The 16,667-nt window shown below is 54.5% G+C and carries 14 protein-coding genes and 1 pseudogene; 12 read left to right on the forward strand and 3 right to left on the reverse strand.

All coding sequences use genetic code 11. The features are described from left to right. The 11 genes and pseudogenes from ACF8D4_RS15015 to ACF8D4_RS15065 form a co-directional block, all read left to right on the forward strand. A pseudogene (locus tag ACF8D4_RS15015) lies at positions 1-1,266 on the forward strand (hypothetical protein); the annotation flags it as partial. Continuing rightward, positions 1,266-1,823, forward strand: a complete 558-nt coding sequence (locus ACF8D4_RS15020; RefSeq protein WP_144221305.1) for a hypothetical protein — start codon at positions 1,266-1,268, stop codon at positions 1,821-1,823. The pseudogene ACF8D4_RS15015 and the gene ACF8D4_RS15020, both read left to right, overlap by 1 nt. Before the next feature lie 45 nt (positions 1,824-1,868). Further along, on the forward strand, positions 1,869-2,732 hold the full coding sequence (locus tag ACF8D4_RS15025; protein ID WP_045283094.1) for a DUF4123 domain-containing protein: 864 nt from the start codon (positions 1,869-1,871) through the stop codon (positions 2,730-2,732). Next, positions 2,729-4,810, forward strand: a complete 2,082-nt coding sequence (locus ACF8D4_RS15030; protein WP_208146369.1) for a phospholipase effector Tle1 domain-containing protein — start codon at positions 2,729-2,731, stop codon at positions 4,808-4,810. The genes ACF8D4_RS15025 and ACF8D4_RS15030 overlap by 4 nt, the downstream gene beginning before the upstream one ends. Before the next feature lies 1 nt (position 4,811). Then, on the forward strand, positions 4,812-5,921 hold the full coding sequence (locus ACF8D4_RS15035; protein ID WP_392465763.1) for a DUF2931 family protein: 1,110 nt from the start codon (positions 4,812-4,814) through the stop codon (positions 5,919-5,921). A gap of 22 nt (positions 5,922-5,943) precedes the next feature. Beyond that, complete coding sequence (locus ACF8D4_RS15040; protein WP_025886893.1) at positions 5,944-6,228, forward strand: type VI secretion system PAAR protein; 285 nt, start codon at positions 5,944-5,946, stop codon at positions 6,226-6,228. 100 nt (positions 6,229-6,328) lie between these two features. Continuing rightward, positions 6,329-6,910, forward strand: a complete 582-nt coding sequence (locus tag ACF8D4_RS15045) for a hypothetical protein (protein WP_025009963.1) — start codon at positions 6,329-6,331, stop codon at positions 6,908-6,910. 91 nt (positions 6,911-7,001) lie between these two features. Then, positions 7,002-7,589, forward strand: coding sequence for a hypothetical protein (locus ACF8D4_RS15050; protein WP_054745896.1), 588 nt, complete (start codon positions 7,002-7,004; stop codon positions 7,587-7,589). Positions 7,590-7,592: 3 nt separating this feature from the next. Next, positions 7,593-8,675 carry a rhomboid family intramembrane serine protease gene (locus ACF8D4_RS15055; RefSeq protein WP_025886895.1) on the forward strand — a complete coding sequence of 361 codons (1,083 nt, stop codon included), beginning with the start codon at positions 7,593-7,595 and terminating at the stop codon, positions 8,673-8,675. Between the two features lie 254 nt (positions 8,676-8,929). Beyond that, the gene (locus ACF8D4_RS15060; protein ID WP_025009965.1) at positions 8,930-9,265 is read left to right on the forward strand and encodes a hypothetical protein; all 336 of its coding nucleotides are present in this window, start codon (positions 8,930-8,932) and stop codon (positions 9,263-9,265) included. A 65-nt stretch (positions 9,266-9,330) separates the two neighbouring features. Next, positions 9,331-9,921 (forward strand): CBS domain-containing protein, encoded by a 591-nt coding sequence (locus ACF8D4_RS15065; protein ID WP_109247528.1) that lies wholly within the window; start codon positions 9,331-9,333, stop codon positions 9,919-9,921. A 63-nt stretch (positions 9,922-9,984) separates the two neighbouring features. On the opposite strand, the gene ACF8D4_RS15070 is transcribed toward ACF8D4_RS15065, so the two are convergent. From ACF8D4_RS15070 to pntA, 3 genes are all read right to left on the reverse strand, one after another. Next, positions 9,985-11,229 (reverse strand): alpha/beta hydrolase, encoded by a 1,245-nt coding sequence (locus tag ACF8D4_RS15070; RefSeq protein ID WP_392468822.1) that lies wholly within the window; start codon positions 11,227-11,229, stop codon positions 9,985-9,987. 155 nt (positions 11,230-11,384) lie between these two features. Then, positions 11,385-12,869: a Re/Si-specific NAD(P)(+) transhydrogenase subunit beta gene (gene pntB / locus ACF8D4_RS15075; RefSeq protein WP_025009970.1), complete on the reverse strand. Its 1,485-nt coding sequence runs from the start codon at positions 12,867-12,869 to the stop codon at positions 11,385-11,387. Positions 12,870-12,880: 11 nt separating this feature from the next. After that, positions 12,881-14,407, reverse strand: coding sequence for a Re/Si-specific NAD(P)(+) transhydrogenase subunit alpha (gene pntA, locus ACF8D4_RS15080; protein ID WP_392468825.1), 1,527 nt, complete (start codon positions 14,405-14,407; stop codon positions 12,881-12,883). 433 nt (positions 14,408-14,840) lie between these two features. Between pntA and ACF8D4_RS15085 the strand changes: the two genes are divergently transcribed. After that, entirely contained in the window at positions 14,841-16,655 is a 1,815-nt protein-coding gene (locus ACF8D4_RS15085; RefSeq protein WP_392468827.1) for an assimilatory sulfite reductase (NADPH) flavoprotein subunit, read from the forward strand. The last annotated feature ends 12 nt before the right edge of the window (positions 16,656-16,667 follow it).

Raw genomic sequence — 16,667 nt, forward strand, 5'->3', positions numbered from 1 at the left:
GTGCTGAAGACCCAGAGCCACAAGGGCGAGGGCAGCAACGAGCTGAGGTTTGAGGATGAAGCGGGGGAAGAGGAAATCTACCTGCATGCGCAGAAAGACCTGAACCTACTGACCGAGAATGACAGGCACGAGCATATCAAGCACGACAGCCACCTGGATGTGGACAATGAAAGGCGCAGCCGCATCGGCGGCAACGACCACCTGACGGTGTTGGGCGAGTCCCGCCAGCAGGTAACCGGCGACAAGAGCCTGATAGTGGATGGCAGCCAACAGATCAAGGTTGCAGACAAATACCTGCTGCAGGCCGGGCCGGAAATTCAACTGAAAGCCGGTGCCAAGATAGTGATCGAGTCCGGTGCCGAAGTAACGCTTAAGGCCGGTGGCAGTTTTGTCAAGGTCGATCCGGCCGGGGTGCATCTTTCCGGCCCAGGGATCAACCTCAACTCAGGGGGCAGCCCAGGCAGTGCCAGTGGTTTCAGCGGTTTGGCACCTGTGTTACCCGGCGCGGTTGAACAGGCAATATTGCCTCAGGGGGGAAGTGTTCCCCTATCTGCGCTGTTGGTTGCCGAGGAGTTCGCCGCGCCTGCGGTGCAGGTGTGCCCGCTGACCGAAGAGGAGGCTCAATCTCAGCCTCAAGCTCAGGCGCAAAGCGCTGCTGAGACTTCAGCTGAAGCCGATACGGCAGAAACAGCAGACACTGCGGCCAGTGGCGGAGCGGCTTCTGCAGTGGCGCCCGGCGCCGCAGATAGTCAACAAGCTGAGACCCAGCCACAGACAGAAGAAACTGAAGCCGAGCGTTTTCGCCGTGAAGTGATCCGGCCAACGCTGGCAAAACTCGATGTGGTCGATGAAGATGCCGAAATTCTATTGCTGGGGACGGCTGCTCATGAGAGCCATCTGACCATGAGAGATCAGATGGGTAAAGGACCCGCCAAGGGGCTGTACCAGATGGAACCGGCGACCCACAATGATATCTGGGACAACTTCCTGAAGTATAAGTCGAAATTGGCGAAGAAGGTTTCGGCACTGCAAGGCTCGGATGACAGACTATCCGAGCTGCGCAACAATGATGAATACGCCACCGCCATGGCTTATGTGCACTATGCCAGAGCCAGATTCAGAACCGGAGAGGCCTTCCCTGATGGTCAGGATATCAAGGCGGTAGCCAAATATTGGAAGCAATACTACAACACTGTGCTTGGCAAAGGCACAGTGGAGAAATTTGAACAGGACTGGTGGCGTATCACCGGTAAGGCAGACAAATAATGAGGCAGTTGGTATTAGCTTGGGTGTTGCTGTGTTGCGGTGCGATTCCGGCTTGGGCAACAACAGCAGAAAACGGTTTTTCCCAGAAGTCAGCGGAGGCGAGTTTAACGTTTGAGTTGCGGACTATCGCCAGAGTGGATGTCTCCGCCCTCTGGTTTGCCGATAGCGAAGGCGATCGCATGCCCACCGCGGAGCTTTATCTGACGCAATATAATCGCCAGGGTTATCCGCGGATCATCGACGGTTTCACAGGCCATACCCCCCAATTGCAAGCGGTTGATCTCGACGGAGATGGACAAGTTGAGATTCTGCTTAGATACAAGGCAGGCGGGCATCAGACCCTGATGAATGTTTATCGGCTCGAGGGCAATCTGCTGCGGCGACTGCCTTCCGATGACTTGGTATCGGATAGAGATGGAATAGAACTGCAGTACACCTCCGCCGGAGAGCCAAGAATCAGAGTCATCAGCAGCAGAGATACAAATGCTGATAAGGCTTTGCTGGTTACCACAGATTACCGCTTGCAAGATGGCAAGCTGGTTGAAGCCAAGGATTGATTGCTGCCGGAGTCGCCGCGCGGCTTTGGTTATCAAGGAGTGGAAATGTTTGTGCAACGGAATGACACCCTGAGTGAATTAGGCTACTGGCTGCTTAATCCCCTGGCCAATGAAAAGCTGCTGCCCGCTTATTATCAACAGGGCGGCGTGGATGCCGTGCCTCTGTTTCAGGGCACCTTGCTCGAGTCCCATAAGGATAAGGGGCCATGGTTGGTGCCGGCACGGCCGGAATTGTTGCAGCAAGCGCCATTTGCCGATTGCCCTATTCTGGCGCTGGAGAGTCATTTGCCCAGGCCGCAACTGCTTGCCCACTTGAAGAGCCTGCTTCTGGCGGCATGTGATGGTGAACGAGTGGTATTCCGCTTCTATGACCCCAGAGTGCTGCAACCTATGCTGCCGCGCTTTAGCCAAGTTGAGTTGGGGGCTTTTCTGGGGCCGATAACCCGTTTGAGCTTTGTCGGCAAGCCGCTGCCAAGCGGCAACAGCGACGACCCTATGGATGAGGCGCAGTATCTTGATCCCGCCAGCCCGGTTAAGGCCCAGCATGGCAGCATTGTGGTGCAGCACCCGGGCGAGCCCGGTTATACCGAGCATGCGGATATCTGGTGGCAGATGAAACCCGAGCATCTGGCCGGACAAAGCGACATCCAGCGCCATATCTATATTGTTGAGCGCCAGTTATGGCGAGAGTTGCATCCCTTGATGAGTCAGCAACCCAAGCGGCGGGAGATCATTAAGGCGGCGATTCTTCGGGGTCGTGAACAAGGGGTAGATGAAGAGGATATCCCTGTCTTTGCTGCCGCGCGTCTGGGGCGCAGTGTCAGCTATCCTATGCCGGCGATCGCCCAAGGAATGAGATTGAATCAACAGGACTTTTTGAATTTGGCTAAATGGATGGAGCATGCATGAGTCAGCACACTATCCCCTGCGAAACTTTAACCGACTGGATTGAAATCGACTTTCGTGATGAAAGCAATCAGCCCTTATCCGGGTTAACAGCCACTGTTACCGATGCCGCCGGCAACAGTCGACAGCTCAAGTTGACGGGGGGGCCGCAACTGATCACCTGCTTGGCGCCGGGGGCGGTGACGCTGACTTTTGATACCGACAGCTGGCTCAAGGCTGTGATGTCCAGGCGTCCCCTGAATGCTGCCGAAACCTCCGCCGTGCCTGAATATGTTAAGGCGGCCAAGGGCTTCAACAATACGGTTAAACAGCATTTGCAGGCAACGGTTGGTGATTTTTGGCAACAGCCGCCTACAGCAGCCGTGGCTGAGCGCCATCAAGCCGGGAAAGGCAAGAGTGGTGCCGTAGAGCTGCTCAGCCGCAACGCCTATGTGGTGGAGATCCAGGCATTCAAATGGTTAACCGTGCGTATGGGGCTGTTTTTCGATGGCACAGCCAACAACACCTATAACGTTGATTGGGGCCGGCAACAGCAGGAGCGGGCGGCGCATTACTGTATGAACCGCTTCTCGGTGGAGTCACAGGAGCAGGCCCTGGAACTGGCGGCTCAGTGTCAGGCACCCATGCCCAAGGCGATGGAGAATCTCAGTGCCACCAATGAATACACCAATGTGCAGAAACTTGAGTGGCTTTACGCCAATCAACTCTATGGCGCTGGCCTTTTGCAGTTTGGCTTGTATGTCAAAGGGATAGGTACGTCTCTGGAAGAGCCGGCGAACGGTATAGATGATGATGATGCCTTTGCCGGGGTGGCAGCCGGACGCGGGGATAACGGTGTTGAGTCTCGGGTGGAGCAGGCATTGAATGATGTCTGTCAGAACAAGCTCAAGTCGCAGTGGGGCCGCCTTGCCAACCAGTATGATGGCGTAGGTAAGTTTGAGTTTGATCTCTTTGGTTTCAGTCGTGGTGCAGCGGCGGCACGTCATTGCGCCAACATGGTGCTCAGGGAAAAAGATAACCTGTTCCAGGCCGCGCTGGCGAAGCATTGCAGCGATGTACCGCTGCGCTCGGATATGGATTGGCAAAACAATGAGCATTGTCAGATCCACTTCGTCGGTATTTACGATACCGTCGCCGCAATTGCGACCCTGTGGGACGGCATAGATCCCCATGATGAACATAATGGTGATGTGAAGCTCTGGCTGGATCCCAAGCGGGTGAAGAAGGTGGTGCATCTCACTGCCAATCCAAGGGATGAGTTCAGGTATAACTTCTCGCTCAATAGCCTCAACAACGCCTCTCGAAACCCAACGGCCCCCTTCTTTGAGGCTGTGTTGCCCGGGGCACACTCGGATCTTGGCGGTGGTTACTATTCACGCCAGTTTTTCGATGGCAAGGTGCAGTCCTACAATCCGCTGTTTACCGAGACCAAGCTGGTTGCCGCCTATCACAGCCGCTTGCCGAAAAACGCCGTCAGCAGCAATAGCCCGGTGGCTTTTGGTCAAGGGGACGATCCGGCATTGACCGCCAAAGTGATGGCCTCAGATGCAGGTAAAAAGGTGCTGCGGGAAATCGACCGTTTGGTCACCATGAACTGGTGTCAGACCTCGGACTTGAGTATCGATTATGTAGTCAGGCCTGTATTGCAGGGCAACAAGAACAGGGAGCCGGAAGAGAGGGTAACGGTGAAGCTGACCATGACGCGGATTGTTGAAGGGGATCTGTCACGCCTGTATCTAAGGCTGATGGCCGGTTTGGCCAAGTTCAGCGGCGTGAACTTTGATGACGGCGCCTTCGAGCAGAAATGGAGCTCGGACAGCAGCTACAAGGTGGAAGATCTCAACAGTCACTTTAACCTGCTTGGCCGTTCATTCGCCGCTATTTGCGAAGAGGTATTGCAGCAGGCGACGCAGGGGCAACTGCACCCGCTGCTTGGCGATGAATCTTTCAGGCGGGCACTGAGGCCACACTTTATTCACCACAGCGCCGATGTGGTATCGGTCGCCGGTGGTTTTATCGTGCCTTATATCCCCAACGACGGCAATGCTCGCGCCGTGCACCCGGCCGTAAAAGGGAAATAGTATGCCTATGGGGTTTGCCACAGTACTTCGCCTGTTGTTATTGCTGATGAGCGGCTTTCTGTTTGCCTGCTCGGGAGGCAGCATAAGCGCCAGAGCCGCATCTCAGAGCGAAGGTATTCCCTGGGATATAGAGATAGTGGCGCCTTTTTATTATGAAGTCATGCCCATGGGCAATCCTGTGCCGACTATCTATGGCCTCAACAGTAAGCAGGACTGGACTTCGGTGCATACCGGCTTTCGGCGGATCCCGGACCTCAAGACCCATAAGGCCAATGCCTCCGGCGGGCTGGATCCCTGGACACTGGATTTTTGTTTCAACTGCATCAGCAGTTTTTATAACGCCGATGCCTATGTTCAGCCGCCGGAAGAGATATTTATCCGCTATCTGGCGCTCACTGAAGAGCGGATCTATGAACTGAGTTTCCGCTTGCCTGATGAGTTGCAGCGGCAGATGTTGGCCGCTGCAACCGGTGATAATGACAGTGGTAAAGCTTGTCAAACCGGCATTTTATTTGGCTTGTTGCCGGGCGGCGAAGCCAAGGTTTGGCTCGCGGTTTGCGGCCGTTATCAGTACCTGCGTCAGGCCCAGGCTCAGTTTGGCCCCATGACACTCGATGCAAGCGACAGGGATTATCGCCAGTATATGCTGGCCATTGAAGGGCAGAGGCGCAAAAATGCCGCATCCGCAGAGCCTTTGCTGCCTGTCCGCCCTGAGAGGCTGGAGTCGATGCGCCAAAGTGGCCCGGGAATGGAGCAAGAACCGGCGTTGGTGAGCGATAGCCGCTGCTGGGCCGATAAGCCCGAGCGCCCCTTGAGCCCACAAACGCCGCTTAGTCGGCAGCAACAACGCTGGCTCAGCCGTTTATGGCTCGATGCCAAGCCGCTGCTGGATAGCAGTGAACTCTATTACAGCTTGCCGCAGGCGGTAACTCTGGCCTGGGAGGAAGCCGCCGCCAAGGGCCTGAGTCCAAGAGAGTCTGAATTATGGGTGCTGGCCAGAGTGGCTGCATCATCGAGCGGCGAGTTGGCACCCTTGGCAGCCAGGCTGCAGTTGACAGATACAGAGCTTGCCAGGGTGCAGCAATGGGCAGATGAATTTTGCGGACGTTAATCAAGGTATTAAGGAGTCAGTTATGGGTAATGCCGTTAAGTTGGGCGATATAGGGACAGATCATGATGGGTTTCCACCCACGCCGGTGACTTCGGCCTCTTCCACGGTCAAGGTGGATGGTATTCCGCTGGCACGTCAGGGCGATTCATTGGCCCCCCACGACAAGCCCAAACATCCGCCGCACCCTCGTACCATTGCCGCGGGTTCGGGCAGTGTTTTTATCGATGGGAAACCCGCAGCCAGAACCGGCGATGCGGTTGACTGCGGCGGTACTCTGGTGGGCGGTGGCACTGTGAATATTGGTTGAGATCTGAGCGGTAAAAATGGCCCATGGGACTGGCTCGTTGCAGTGGCCTTCTGTATGATGGCGGCCTTGAAAATTCAGTCAGTTCCACAGAGGTATCGAAATGGAAGTCAATCAAGAGCAGAGCCAGCGTCGCGGCGCCAAAAAGATCAGATTTGATAATCAGGAGTTGGTGAAAACCAGCTTTTGGGTCAGCCAAATTTTTATGATTATCGCCACTGTTGCCGGGGTTTATTTGGCGGCGCAGGAAGGTCTGTCACAGGCGATTAAGTTTGATAGCCTGACCAATATGCAGAACAACTATCATCTGCAACATTCTCTCTATGAAGAGCTGAAAGACAATGTCACTGTAATGACAGAGTATGCTGAGCGAATAGAGAAAGAAAAACCTTATAATATCAAAGAATATCATCCAGTTATGGCGGACTTTGTCTGGCAAAACATGAAGTATTCTGCCTACACCCTGGAAACCCCCAGCGATATCCTCTCCGGTGCCCGTCGTTTCTACATGGGCTCTGAAGATATTGTCGGCAAAATTGAACGTAAGTTCTATGGCCCAAGCTTTGGTACCAAACAACTGAGAGTGCTGATTGAAGAGGTCGAAACCAAGACCTTGCCCAAGTTGGAGCAGAGCTATAAGAAGATGGCCGACGAACTGAAACGTGCCGGTATGGATGTAAACTGACAACTCCGGTTGTTGCTTGGGAATCGGCCGACGGATAACTGAGTTTCCCGGACTCACAATGACAGGTTAAATACCATCATTGGGAGTTGCTATGGAAAGGAAATCTGAGCCGGTATCAAACGGCCGTAAAATTCATTTTGACAATAGTGAGCTGGTGAAAACCAGCTTCTGGGTGAGCCAGCTGTTGATGGTGCTGGCAACGGTTTTGGGCGTTTATCTGGCGGCGCAGCAGGGGCTGTCACAGGCGATTAAGTTTGATTCTCTGGTCAATACCCAGAACAACTATCATCTACAACGTGCCTTGTATGACGAAGTGCGGGATAACTTGCAGACGCTGGAAGCCTATATGGCGGACATAGATAAACTCAGACCGCTGGACTTGCGGTCATTGCATCCCCAGCTTAGCGATTTTGTCTGGCAAAACATGTATTACTCGGCCAATGCACTGGAAACACCGGCTGAGATCCTGACCGCTATCCGCAGGTTCAGAATTGAATCTGCCCAGCTGATTGAAAAAATGGAAAAGCAAGAGTTGAGCCGCGGTGTCGGTACAACCAGGTTAAGAGCCTTGGTAGGGAAGATTTCGGCCGATACTCTGCCTAAGCTGCAACTGAGTTTCCAGCGTATGGAGCTTGAGTTGCAGCGTAGTGGCATGGATGTGAATATCACAGAGGAATAATCCATGAGTTTAAAATGTCCCGGGTGTCACAGCGAGTCGATGCGCACCTTTGAGCTTTACGGTGAGCAGGTGGACAGCTGCAATCAATGTGAAGGCATCTGGTTTGACAACGGCGAGCTTAACGGTGCGCTGTCAACAGCCGACAACGGCAACGATCATGTGCGCATCGAGGAGTCGCTGGGGCCGCACCTCGGGCTTTCCAAGCGCCAGTGTATGCACTGTGAAGAACAGATGCACAGATACCATCTGATGGACGGCTATCAGATAGAGCTGGATGTCTGCCACAGTTGCAGTGGGGTTTGGGTCGACAAGGATGAAAGGGATAAGGTGGTGCAATCCCCAAGGCTGCAAGGGCTACTGGCCGAGCTGAATGGCAAGATCAGTGTGAAGACCTGGCTGTTTCAGTTTTTGTCGCAAATGCCGGTGGAGTTTAATCTCAAAACCCGCTCACAACCCGCCATCACCTACCTGCTGCTGGCACTCAATATCATGATCTTTGCCGCCTATGGCACAGACTTGGACATAGCCGACACCGTGTTTGCCAACTTTGCCCTGCGGGCCGATGAGGTGTTGCACGGCAGCCATGTATGGACCCTGTTCAGCCATATGTTCCTTCACGGCGACTGGATCCACCTGGCGGGTAACATGTACTTCCTCTATGTGGTTGGCGACAATCTGGAAGACGCCTTGGGACGCATGAGATTCCTTGGGCTTTATCTGCTTTGTGGCCTGGCGGCTGCGGCGGTGCAGATTATTGCCGATCCCGGTTCCAATATCCCTATGGTGGGTGCCAGTGGCGCCATTGCCGGCCTGTTTGGCATGTATCTATTGTGGTTCCGTCATGCCAGCCTGACCTTTATGTTTGTTATCTACCAGAAGAAGCTGTCGCCTATGGCTTTCTTTGCCATCTGGCTGGTATTCAACGTGGTTGGTTTGATGATGGCCGGTGAAGGCGTGGCTTACTGGGCTCATATCGGTGGCTTTGCCATGGGTCTTATCCTGGGGTTTGGCCTCAAATCCAGAGTGATGCAGCAAAATCCCTTGCTGGCGATGCTTAATGAGCCAGAGGTGAAGATCCGTCGCTGAGTTTCAGTTAGGTTCGTAGGTAAGGTGCGAATAAGTCCTCGTGCCACTCTCTTATGCAGAGAGTGGCTTGCACAGCAATTGGTGTTCAAGGCATCCGACTGAAGGCATGCCGGGGCTTGTCGAAGTCGGCCTTCTCCAATAAACCCCGGTCAGTTCTCTGAGCGGGGTTTATTTTTTACTGCTGAAAAATATTGCGCTTTTTTCCAAGGCAGTGTTATTGTCGGCAAATGGGTGTTTTGAGATCTGGATCACAGATGAGCCGAATCGAGAGGTGGTTTGCATTATTGCTGGTCAGTATTTTGCTGACGGGCACTCTTGCAGCTATCCCCAAGGCCCATTCTCAGCAGGTTTCTCTGGTACCGGTTTCAGCCTCAATACCTCTGGCGGTGCAGGGAGATAATTCCCAAGGCCTGTTCCTCAAGACGCTGACAGATTCTCAGGAGCCGACGCTTCCGAAACAGAAATCTACTCATCTGGCGCCTTCGGCCGAGTTGGTACTGCGCTTGCCGTCGCTGGAGTCATTGCAATCCCATGCACTGCATGTATTTCCTCAGGCACAGACCCGCGCACCGCCATTAGACCTCATTTGAAAACCGTCTTTCGGGTTCGCACTAATGCGAAGCCCGGCAACCCAGTTTCCAAGTGAGGTAACAATATGAAAACACTTCATCCTTTTGCGATTGCCAGCAACGACAGGCTGCAAGCCTCTGCTTTAGCCAATCAACTCAACCCTTATGACAATGCCTTCGAGGCCATGATGGACTTCAGCCACAGTGCACGTATGGTCATCAGTGCCGATATGCCGGCGCCTGATGCCTCAGCCCTGATGCAGAGTGAACACAGCGCATTGCACTTTGTCATTAATGCCCGTCATGAAATGCTGGGTATTATCACCCAGGAGCTGTTGGCGCCGGACAATCTGCTCAAGCTTGTCGACAAGGCCCATCAACCTTCCTCCTGGACGGTATTTGATTTGATGCTGCCAAGAGAGCAACTGCAGGCACTGGCCTATGATGAGGTTGCCAACGCCAGTGTCGCCGATGTGTTGCAGAGCCTGCGTCACAGCCGCGAGAACTATTTTGTTGTGGTCGATACCCAGACCCATCAGATCCGCGGATTGTTAAGCCTGGCCGATATCAGCCATCGTTTGAATGTCGGCCAGTTTAGGGAAGATAAGGGTGGCAATCTGCTGAATATTCTGCGGCAGATAAACACCAGTCATGGCCTGGTTCAGCAGATAGCCTGATTTCGGCGCTGTTTCCAATATTTTGATCGATAAAGGTCCGGTAGCCTTGGCGCGCCGGGCCTATTACTGCAGTTCCCACCACTCCCAGCTTTCCAGTTGATAGGCTTCGGCCAGTTCCAGCGCCTTGGCATGAGCTGCTTTTGCCCCAAGGCTGTCGCCTTCAGCCGCCAGTGCCAGGCTCAGTTGTTGCTGCCAATCAGCCTGGGTTGCGCCCGCTTTTGAGGTCATCAGCAAGAGTTCCTTGGCCAGCTTAAACTCGCCCCGGTTGTTGAGCACTTTGGCAAAGCCGGCACTCAGCTCTGCAAGATCCTCTGGAAACTGCTTCTTGGCCAGGTTGAGCACTTCGGCCATCTTTGATTTCTGCTCGCTGTAATAGAGGTACTTTCCCAAGGTGTAGGCCTGCAGCCAGTCGAAATGAAAGCCGCTCCAAAGTGTTTTCTTGGCCTCAAAGTGCGCCAGTACCGCTTCATAATCGCCAAGCTGCATCAAGGGGCCAACATCGGTAAAGTAACCTGGCGTCAGGCTTTCCAGACCGGCAAGCAGCGCCGGCATGGCGGTGCTGTAGTGCGTCTCTGAGGGAAAGAAACGGTAGTCGAAGTGCCATTCGGACGCCTGCTCAGCGAGCAGTTTTCTGAATTCATCCACCCCCATGCCTTGCTCGTTGGCCAGAGAGAGAAAAAGCCTGGGGTAGGCCGATGTCTGCCTAGGCTGTTTCAGCCAAGGAGCGGCCCGCTCAAGCAGCGCCATATTGTCGTACCAGATGCTGGGACTCATGGCGAGAAAGGCACTGAAAGGACTCTTGGATTGCAACATCATCTGCAGGCTCAGCAAGCCCCCCAGAGAATAACCGGCAAGGGCATTGTGGCCCGAGGTGCGGTAGTGTTTGTTGATATAGGGCACGAGTTCCTGTTGCAGGTGGGCGAGCATTTTGTCGCTGCCGCCAAATTCTGCGCCCTCAGCCGATGGCCAGGTGGTGGAGTAGAGGTAGTCTTTCTGCCCCTGCATGGCGATACCCACTACTATCATGGGCGGTATCTTGCCCATTCTGGCGAGGTTATTGACTGCAGCGGAGACATGGCGGAATTGGAAGTCGGCATCGACGATATAGAGCACGGGATAACGGCGACCACTGTCTTGGGTGGCATGGTAGCGCTCCGGCAAGGACAGCATCCAGCGCCGCTCGCTTTGGTAGACCTTGGATGCCAGAGTATTACTGTAGCCATAGAGCAAAGGCTCTGGTTTGGCCAGGGCGACTGAACTTAAAAGAAGTGCCGGCAATAAAGCCAGCAGCGGCAGCCTGAGTTTCATGGTTCATCCTTGTTTGTTTTTTAATTTTGTACCTGAATAAACTCCTGGAGGAAAGTGGCTATAGGCACGACCACTGGCAGAAGCAAGCACAAGACAAAAGAAGAGGGAGCCATCAGGCTCCCTCTGTTAGTCATGCTGTAGCTGCGATAGGCCGCTTAGAGTGATTTCAAAATCGCTTCTACGCTGGCCTTGGCATCGCCGAACAACATCTGGGTGTTGTCTTTGAAGAACAGTGGGTTCTGCACCCCGGCATAACCTGTGTTCATCGAGCGTTTGAAGCCGATGACATTGCGGGCCTTCCACACTTCCAGTACCGGCATGCCGGCGATTGGGCTGGAAGGATCTTCAGTGGCCGCCGGGTTAACCGTATCGTTGGCACCTATCACCAGCACTGTATCTGTGTCTTCGAAATCATCATTGATCTCGTCCATCTCCAGCACTATGTCATAAGGCACTTTGGCCTCGGCCAACAGCACGTTCATATGGCCCGGCAGACGCCCGGCAACCGGGTGGATACCGAAGCGCACCTTAACCCCCAGATTACGCAGTTTCTGGGTGATCTCGGCGACGGGATATTGTGCCTGGGCTACCGCCATGCCGTATCCGGGGGTGATGATCACTGAGCTGGAGTTTTTCAGCAGCTCGGCCACATCCTCGGCCGTGGTTTCACGGTATTCGCCCATCTCTTCATCACCACTGGAAACGGCGCCATCGGTACCGAAACCGCCGGCAATCACAGAGATAAAGGAACGGTTCATCGCCTTACACATGATGTAAGACAGGATGGCACCGGAAGAACCCACCAGGGCACCTGTGACGATCAGCAGGTCGTTGGACAACATAAAGCCCGCCGCTGCAGCCGCCCAGCCAGAGTAGGAGTTGAGCATGGATACCACAACCGGCATGTCGGCGCCGCCTATGCTGGCTACCAGGTGCCAACCAAAGGCAAAGGCTATCAGTGTCATGATCAGCAGAGGCCAGATGCTGCCACCTACGTTGACGAAGTAAATCATCAGCAGCAGGGATACCACAACCGCCAGCAGGTTGAGCTTGTGGCGATGAGGTAACATCATCGGCTTGGAGGAGATAATGCCTCTGAGCTTGCCGAATGCCACCACAGAGCCGGTGAAGGTCACGGCACCGATGAAGATCCCCAGGAAGACTTCCACCAGGTGGATGTTGAGCATGGCGCCTGTCATGGGCTCATGGGCTGCCGAGGCGGCGGCTTGCTCTATGGCTGCCCTGGCGGCTTCCAGAGTGGCATTGAGGTCATTACCGACAGTGACTATTACTTCGTTCATCGCCTGTGGGTGCAGGCCGAGGAAAGAGTTGAAACCCACCAATACGGCTGCCATACCCACAAAGCTGTGGAGTATGGCGACCAGCTCAGGCATTTCTGTCATCTCAACCTTGAGCGCCAGACGAATACCTATGGCACCGCCTATCACCATGGCGAGAATGATCCAGTGAACACCATTGGTTTCAGGATTCAGTATGGTAGCGATCAAAGCGATCGACATCCCTATGATCCCAAACAGGTTTCCATTTTTTGCAGACTCCTGCTTCGATAAGCCGGCGAGGCTTAAGATGAAGAACAGGGCCGCTATGATATAGGCTGCTGTTACCAGTCCTTGAGACACGATATACCCCCTTAATCCTTACGGAACATCTTCAGCATGCGCTGGGTGACGGTAAAGCCACCGAAGATGTTGATACTGGCAATCAGCACGGCGATAAATGCCAGTGCGGTCATCAGGGCTGAGCCCTGGCCAACCTGCAGCAGTGCACCTACCACAATAATGCCGGAAATAGCGTTGGTGACGGACATCAATGGCGTATGCAGCGCATGAGTCACGTTCCAAACCACGTAGTAACCCACCACACAGGCGAGCACGAATACAGTAAAGTGCGACAGGAACTCAGCCGGAGCCACCGAGGCCACGGCACCGAAGGCGGCCACACCCAGAGCGCCCAAAATATACTTGAGCTTGGATGGCGCTTTCTCTTCTGCTTTTTTCGGCTCGACTTTGGCTGCCGGTTTCTTGGGCGCCGCGGTCACAGAGATCTGTGGTGGCGGGAAGGTGACTTCACCTGCCTTGACGACCGTCATGTTGCGCATCACCACGTCTTCGAAGTCTATGTTGGCGTTGCCGTCTTTCTCCTTGCACATCAGCTTCATCAGGTTCACCAGGTTGGTGCCGTAAAGCTGGGATGACTGTGCCGGCAAACGCCCAGGCAGATCTGTGTAACCTATGACTTTAACGCCATTGTCGGTCACAAACAGTTCGCCGCTTTGGGTGTATTCGCAGTTGCCACCGGTAGCGGCCGCCAGGTCCACTATCACTGAGCCAGGCTTCATGGAGTCGACCATCTCTTTGGTGATGAGCTTGGGCGCAGGCTTGCCTGGAATAAGTGCGGTGGTGATGATGATATCCACTTCCTTGGCTTGCTCGGCGAACAGCGCCATTTCAGCCTTGATGAATTCATCAGACATCACTTTGGCATAGCCATCGCTGGAAGAGCCGTCTTCCCCGCCGAAGTCCAGCTTAAGGAACTCACCGCCCATGGACTCGATCTGCTCGGCCACTTCCAGACGGGTATCGAAGGCGCGTACTATGGCGCCCAATGAACCGGCGGCACCGATGGCGGCAAGACCGGCAACCCCGGCACCTATCACCAGCACCTTGGCCGGTGGGACTTTACCTGCGGCAGTGATTTGGCCGGTAAAGAAGCGGCCAAACTCGTGGGCCGCTTCCACCACGGCGCGATAACCGCCGATATTGGCCATGGAGGAGAGGGCGTCGAGGGACTGGGCGCGGGAGATCCGCGGCACCATGTCCATCGCCATCACGTTGATGTTGCGTTGTGACAGCTTTTCCACCAACTCAGGATTCTGGGCCGGCCAGATAAAACTTACCAGGGTGGCACCATCTTTGATTTGGCTGATTTCATCTTCGGTTGGCGCGTTGACCTTAAAGATCAAGTCGGCCTGCCATACATTCGGTACCACACTGGCACCGGCGGCTTCGAAGGCGGCATCACTGAAGCTGGACAGCGCACCCGCGTCTGCTTCCACTGCCACTTCAAAGCCGAGTTTTTTAAGTTGATCTACCGTTGCCGGGGTCGCAGCGACCCGGGTTTCACCGGCGAGACTCTCTCTCGGTATTCCAATCTGCATGACTATTCCCTGATGGTTGATAAACAAAATTCACCCCGCCAAAACTCCGCTGGCAGAGTGAAAGAATGCAAGTCTGTTGACCTGGACTCGGGGACTGGTCTTTCCCTTCCATTGGGGACTTCCTGAAATCTTCTCAGGAACCAAGCCCGCTCATGAATGAAATCCTGGGTGTGGGGTACAGATATTCCCTTCATGGCACCTAGCGTGCTTTTGGCATTGTCGCAAGTCTTTCAATGGAAACAAGCTCATATTCTTCATGTGGTGTGTTTCTCCACTGGTCAGAGCAAATTCTTTGCGCCAGGCCACACTTTTGTAGCTTAATTTTTATACCATGCATATTCCTTATTGATATAAAAAATTAAATATTATTCTTTTTTGCTTTTCGATGGCGGGGCTAAGCTTGCTGACATTACTCTGTCACCGGGCCGTCTCAATGTTACTGAAAGAACTCTCTTCACTGGCTTCGCCACTCTCAGCGCCACAAGTGGATAAGCTTAAACAACTCACCGCCGAGCTCAGCCCGCTGCAGCTGGCATGGGTCAGTGGTTATCTGGCCGCCAGCGCTCAGGGGCAGGTGGGCGCTCCCCCCCAAAGCCAGAGCGGGCAAACTCTGACCATACTCTATGGCAGTCAGACGGGCAATGGCCGGGGTATCGCCAAGGCGTTGGCCGCCAAGGCCCAGAGTCTGGGCTATGGAGTTAACCTGGCATCTATGGGCGAATACAATGTCCGTAACCTCAAGCAGGAAACCCTGCTGGTGGCCGTAGTGAGTACCCATGGTGAAGGTGAAGCTCCCGATGATGCCATTGAGCTGCACAAGTTTCTCGGCTCCAAACGTGCCCCCAAGCTGGATAAGCTTCAGTATGCGGTTCTCTCTCTGGGAGATTCCTCCTATGAGTTTTTCTGCCAGACAGGCAAAGACTTCGATGCCCGCCTGAGTGCCCTCGGGGCCAAGCCTTTACTGCCGAGAGTGGACTGTGATGTGGACTATCAGTCACAGAGCGACAACTGGCAAACCGAACTCCTCGAGCGGGTTAAGCCTCTGTTGCAGGTGGCCGATGGCGCTGCGACCAATGTAGTGTCTATCAATGCCGCCAATGCAGGTATCAATAGCAATACCGGCCTGGAGTATGACAAGCAAAACCCCTACAGCGCCGAAGTGATAGTCAGCCAGAAACTGACGGGCCGCGATTCACTCAAGGATATCCGTCATCTGGAAATCGATTTGGGCGAGTCGGCCATCAGCTATCAGGCGGGTGATGCGCTGGGGGTCTATTTCCATAACGATGAGGCTCTGGTGGCCGAAATTCTCGAGGCGCTGGCGCTGGAGCCGGATACCCGGGTCCAGCTTGGCGCCGAGTCTTTGGAGCTGCGTGATGCCTTGATTGAGCACAAAGAGCTGACCCAACTCTATCCAGGTCTGGTGCAGTTTTGGGCCGAAACCGTACAGAGCGACGAGCTGCTTACTATTAGCCAAGACAAGGAGCAGACCCGGCGGTTTATTCTCAGCCACCAACTGGTGGACCTGGTGAAACGTTATCCTCTCAATGGCGCCAAGCTGGATTCGGCCCAGGCTCTGTTGGACAAGCTTCGCCCCATTACCCCAAGGCTATACTCCATTGCCTCGAGTCAGAGTGAAGTGGAGTCCGAAGTGCATCTCACCGTGGCGCTGGTGGAAGAGGAGCGTGATGGCCAACGCCGTTTCGGCGCCGCATCTCACTTCCTGGCACGGGCCGAGGAGGGGGCTCAGGTGCGGGTGTATGTGGAACCCAACAAGCACTTCCGCCTGCCCGAAGACCCACAGACGCCTGTGATCATGATAGGCCCGGGAACCGGTGTCGCGCCATTTCGGGCCTTCATGCAGCAAAGAGTGGCCGAGGGCGTGGCCGGCGACAGCTGGCTGTTCTTCGGTAATCCCCATTTCGAGCAGGATTTTCTCTATCAGACTGAGTGGCAACAGTACCTCAAGAGTGGTGCCCTGAGTCGGATCTCGCTGGCCTTCTCCCGGGATCAAGCGGAGAAAGTTTATGTTCAGCACAAGATCAAACAGCAGGCCAAAGAGCTGTGGCAGTGGCTTGAGCGCGGGGCTCATATCTACCTGTGCGGCGATGCCGAGCGAATGGCCAAAGATGTGCACCAGGCACTGCTGGAAGTGGCCATGGAGCAAGGGGGTTTGACGAGCGAGGCCGCCGAAGCGTTTCTCGATGAACTGCGCAGCGCCAAGCGTTACCAGAAAGATGTCTACTGAGCTGAAGAACCT

Origin of the sequence: Shewanella sp. YQ_9 (genome assembly GCF_043103185.1) — a bacterium.
Lineage (GTDB): Bacteria > Pseudomonadota > Gammaproteobacteria > Enterobacterales > Shewanellaceae > Shewanella > Shewanella algae.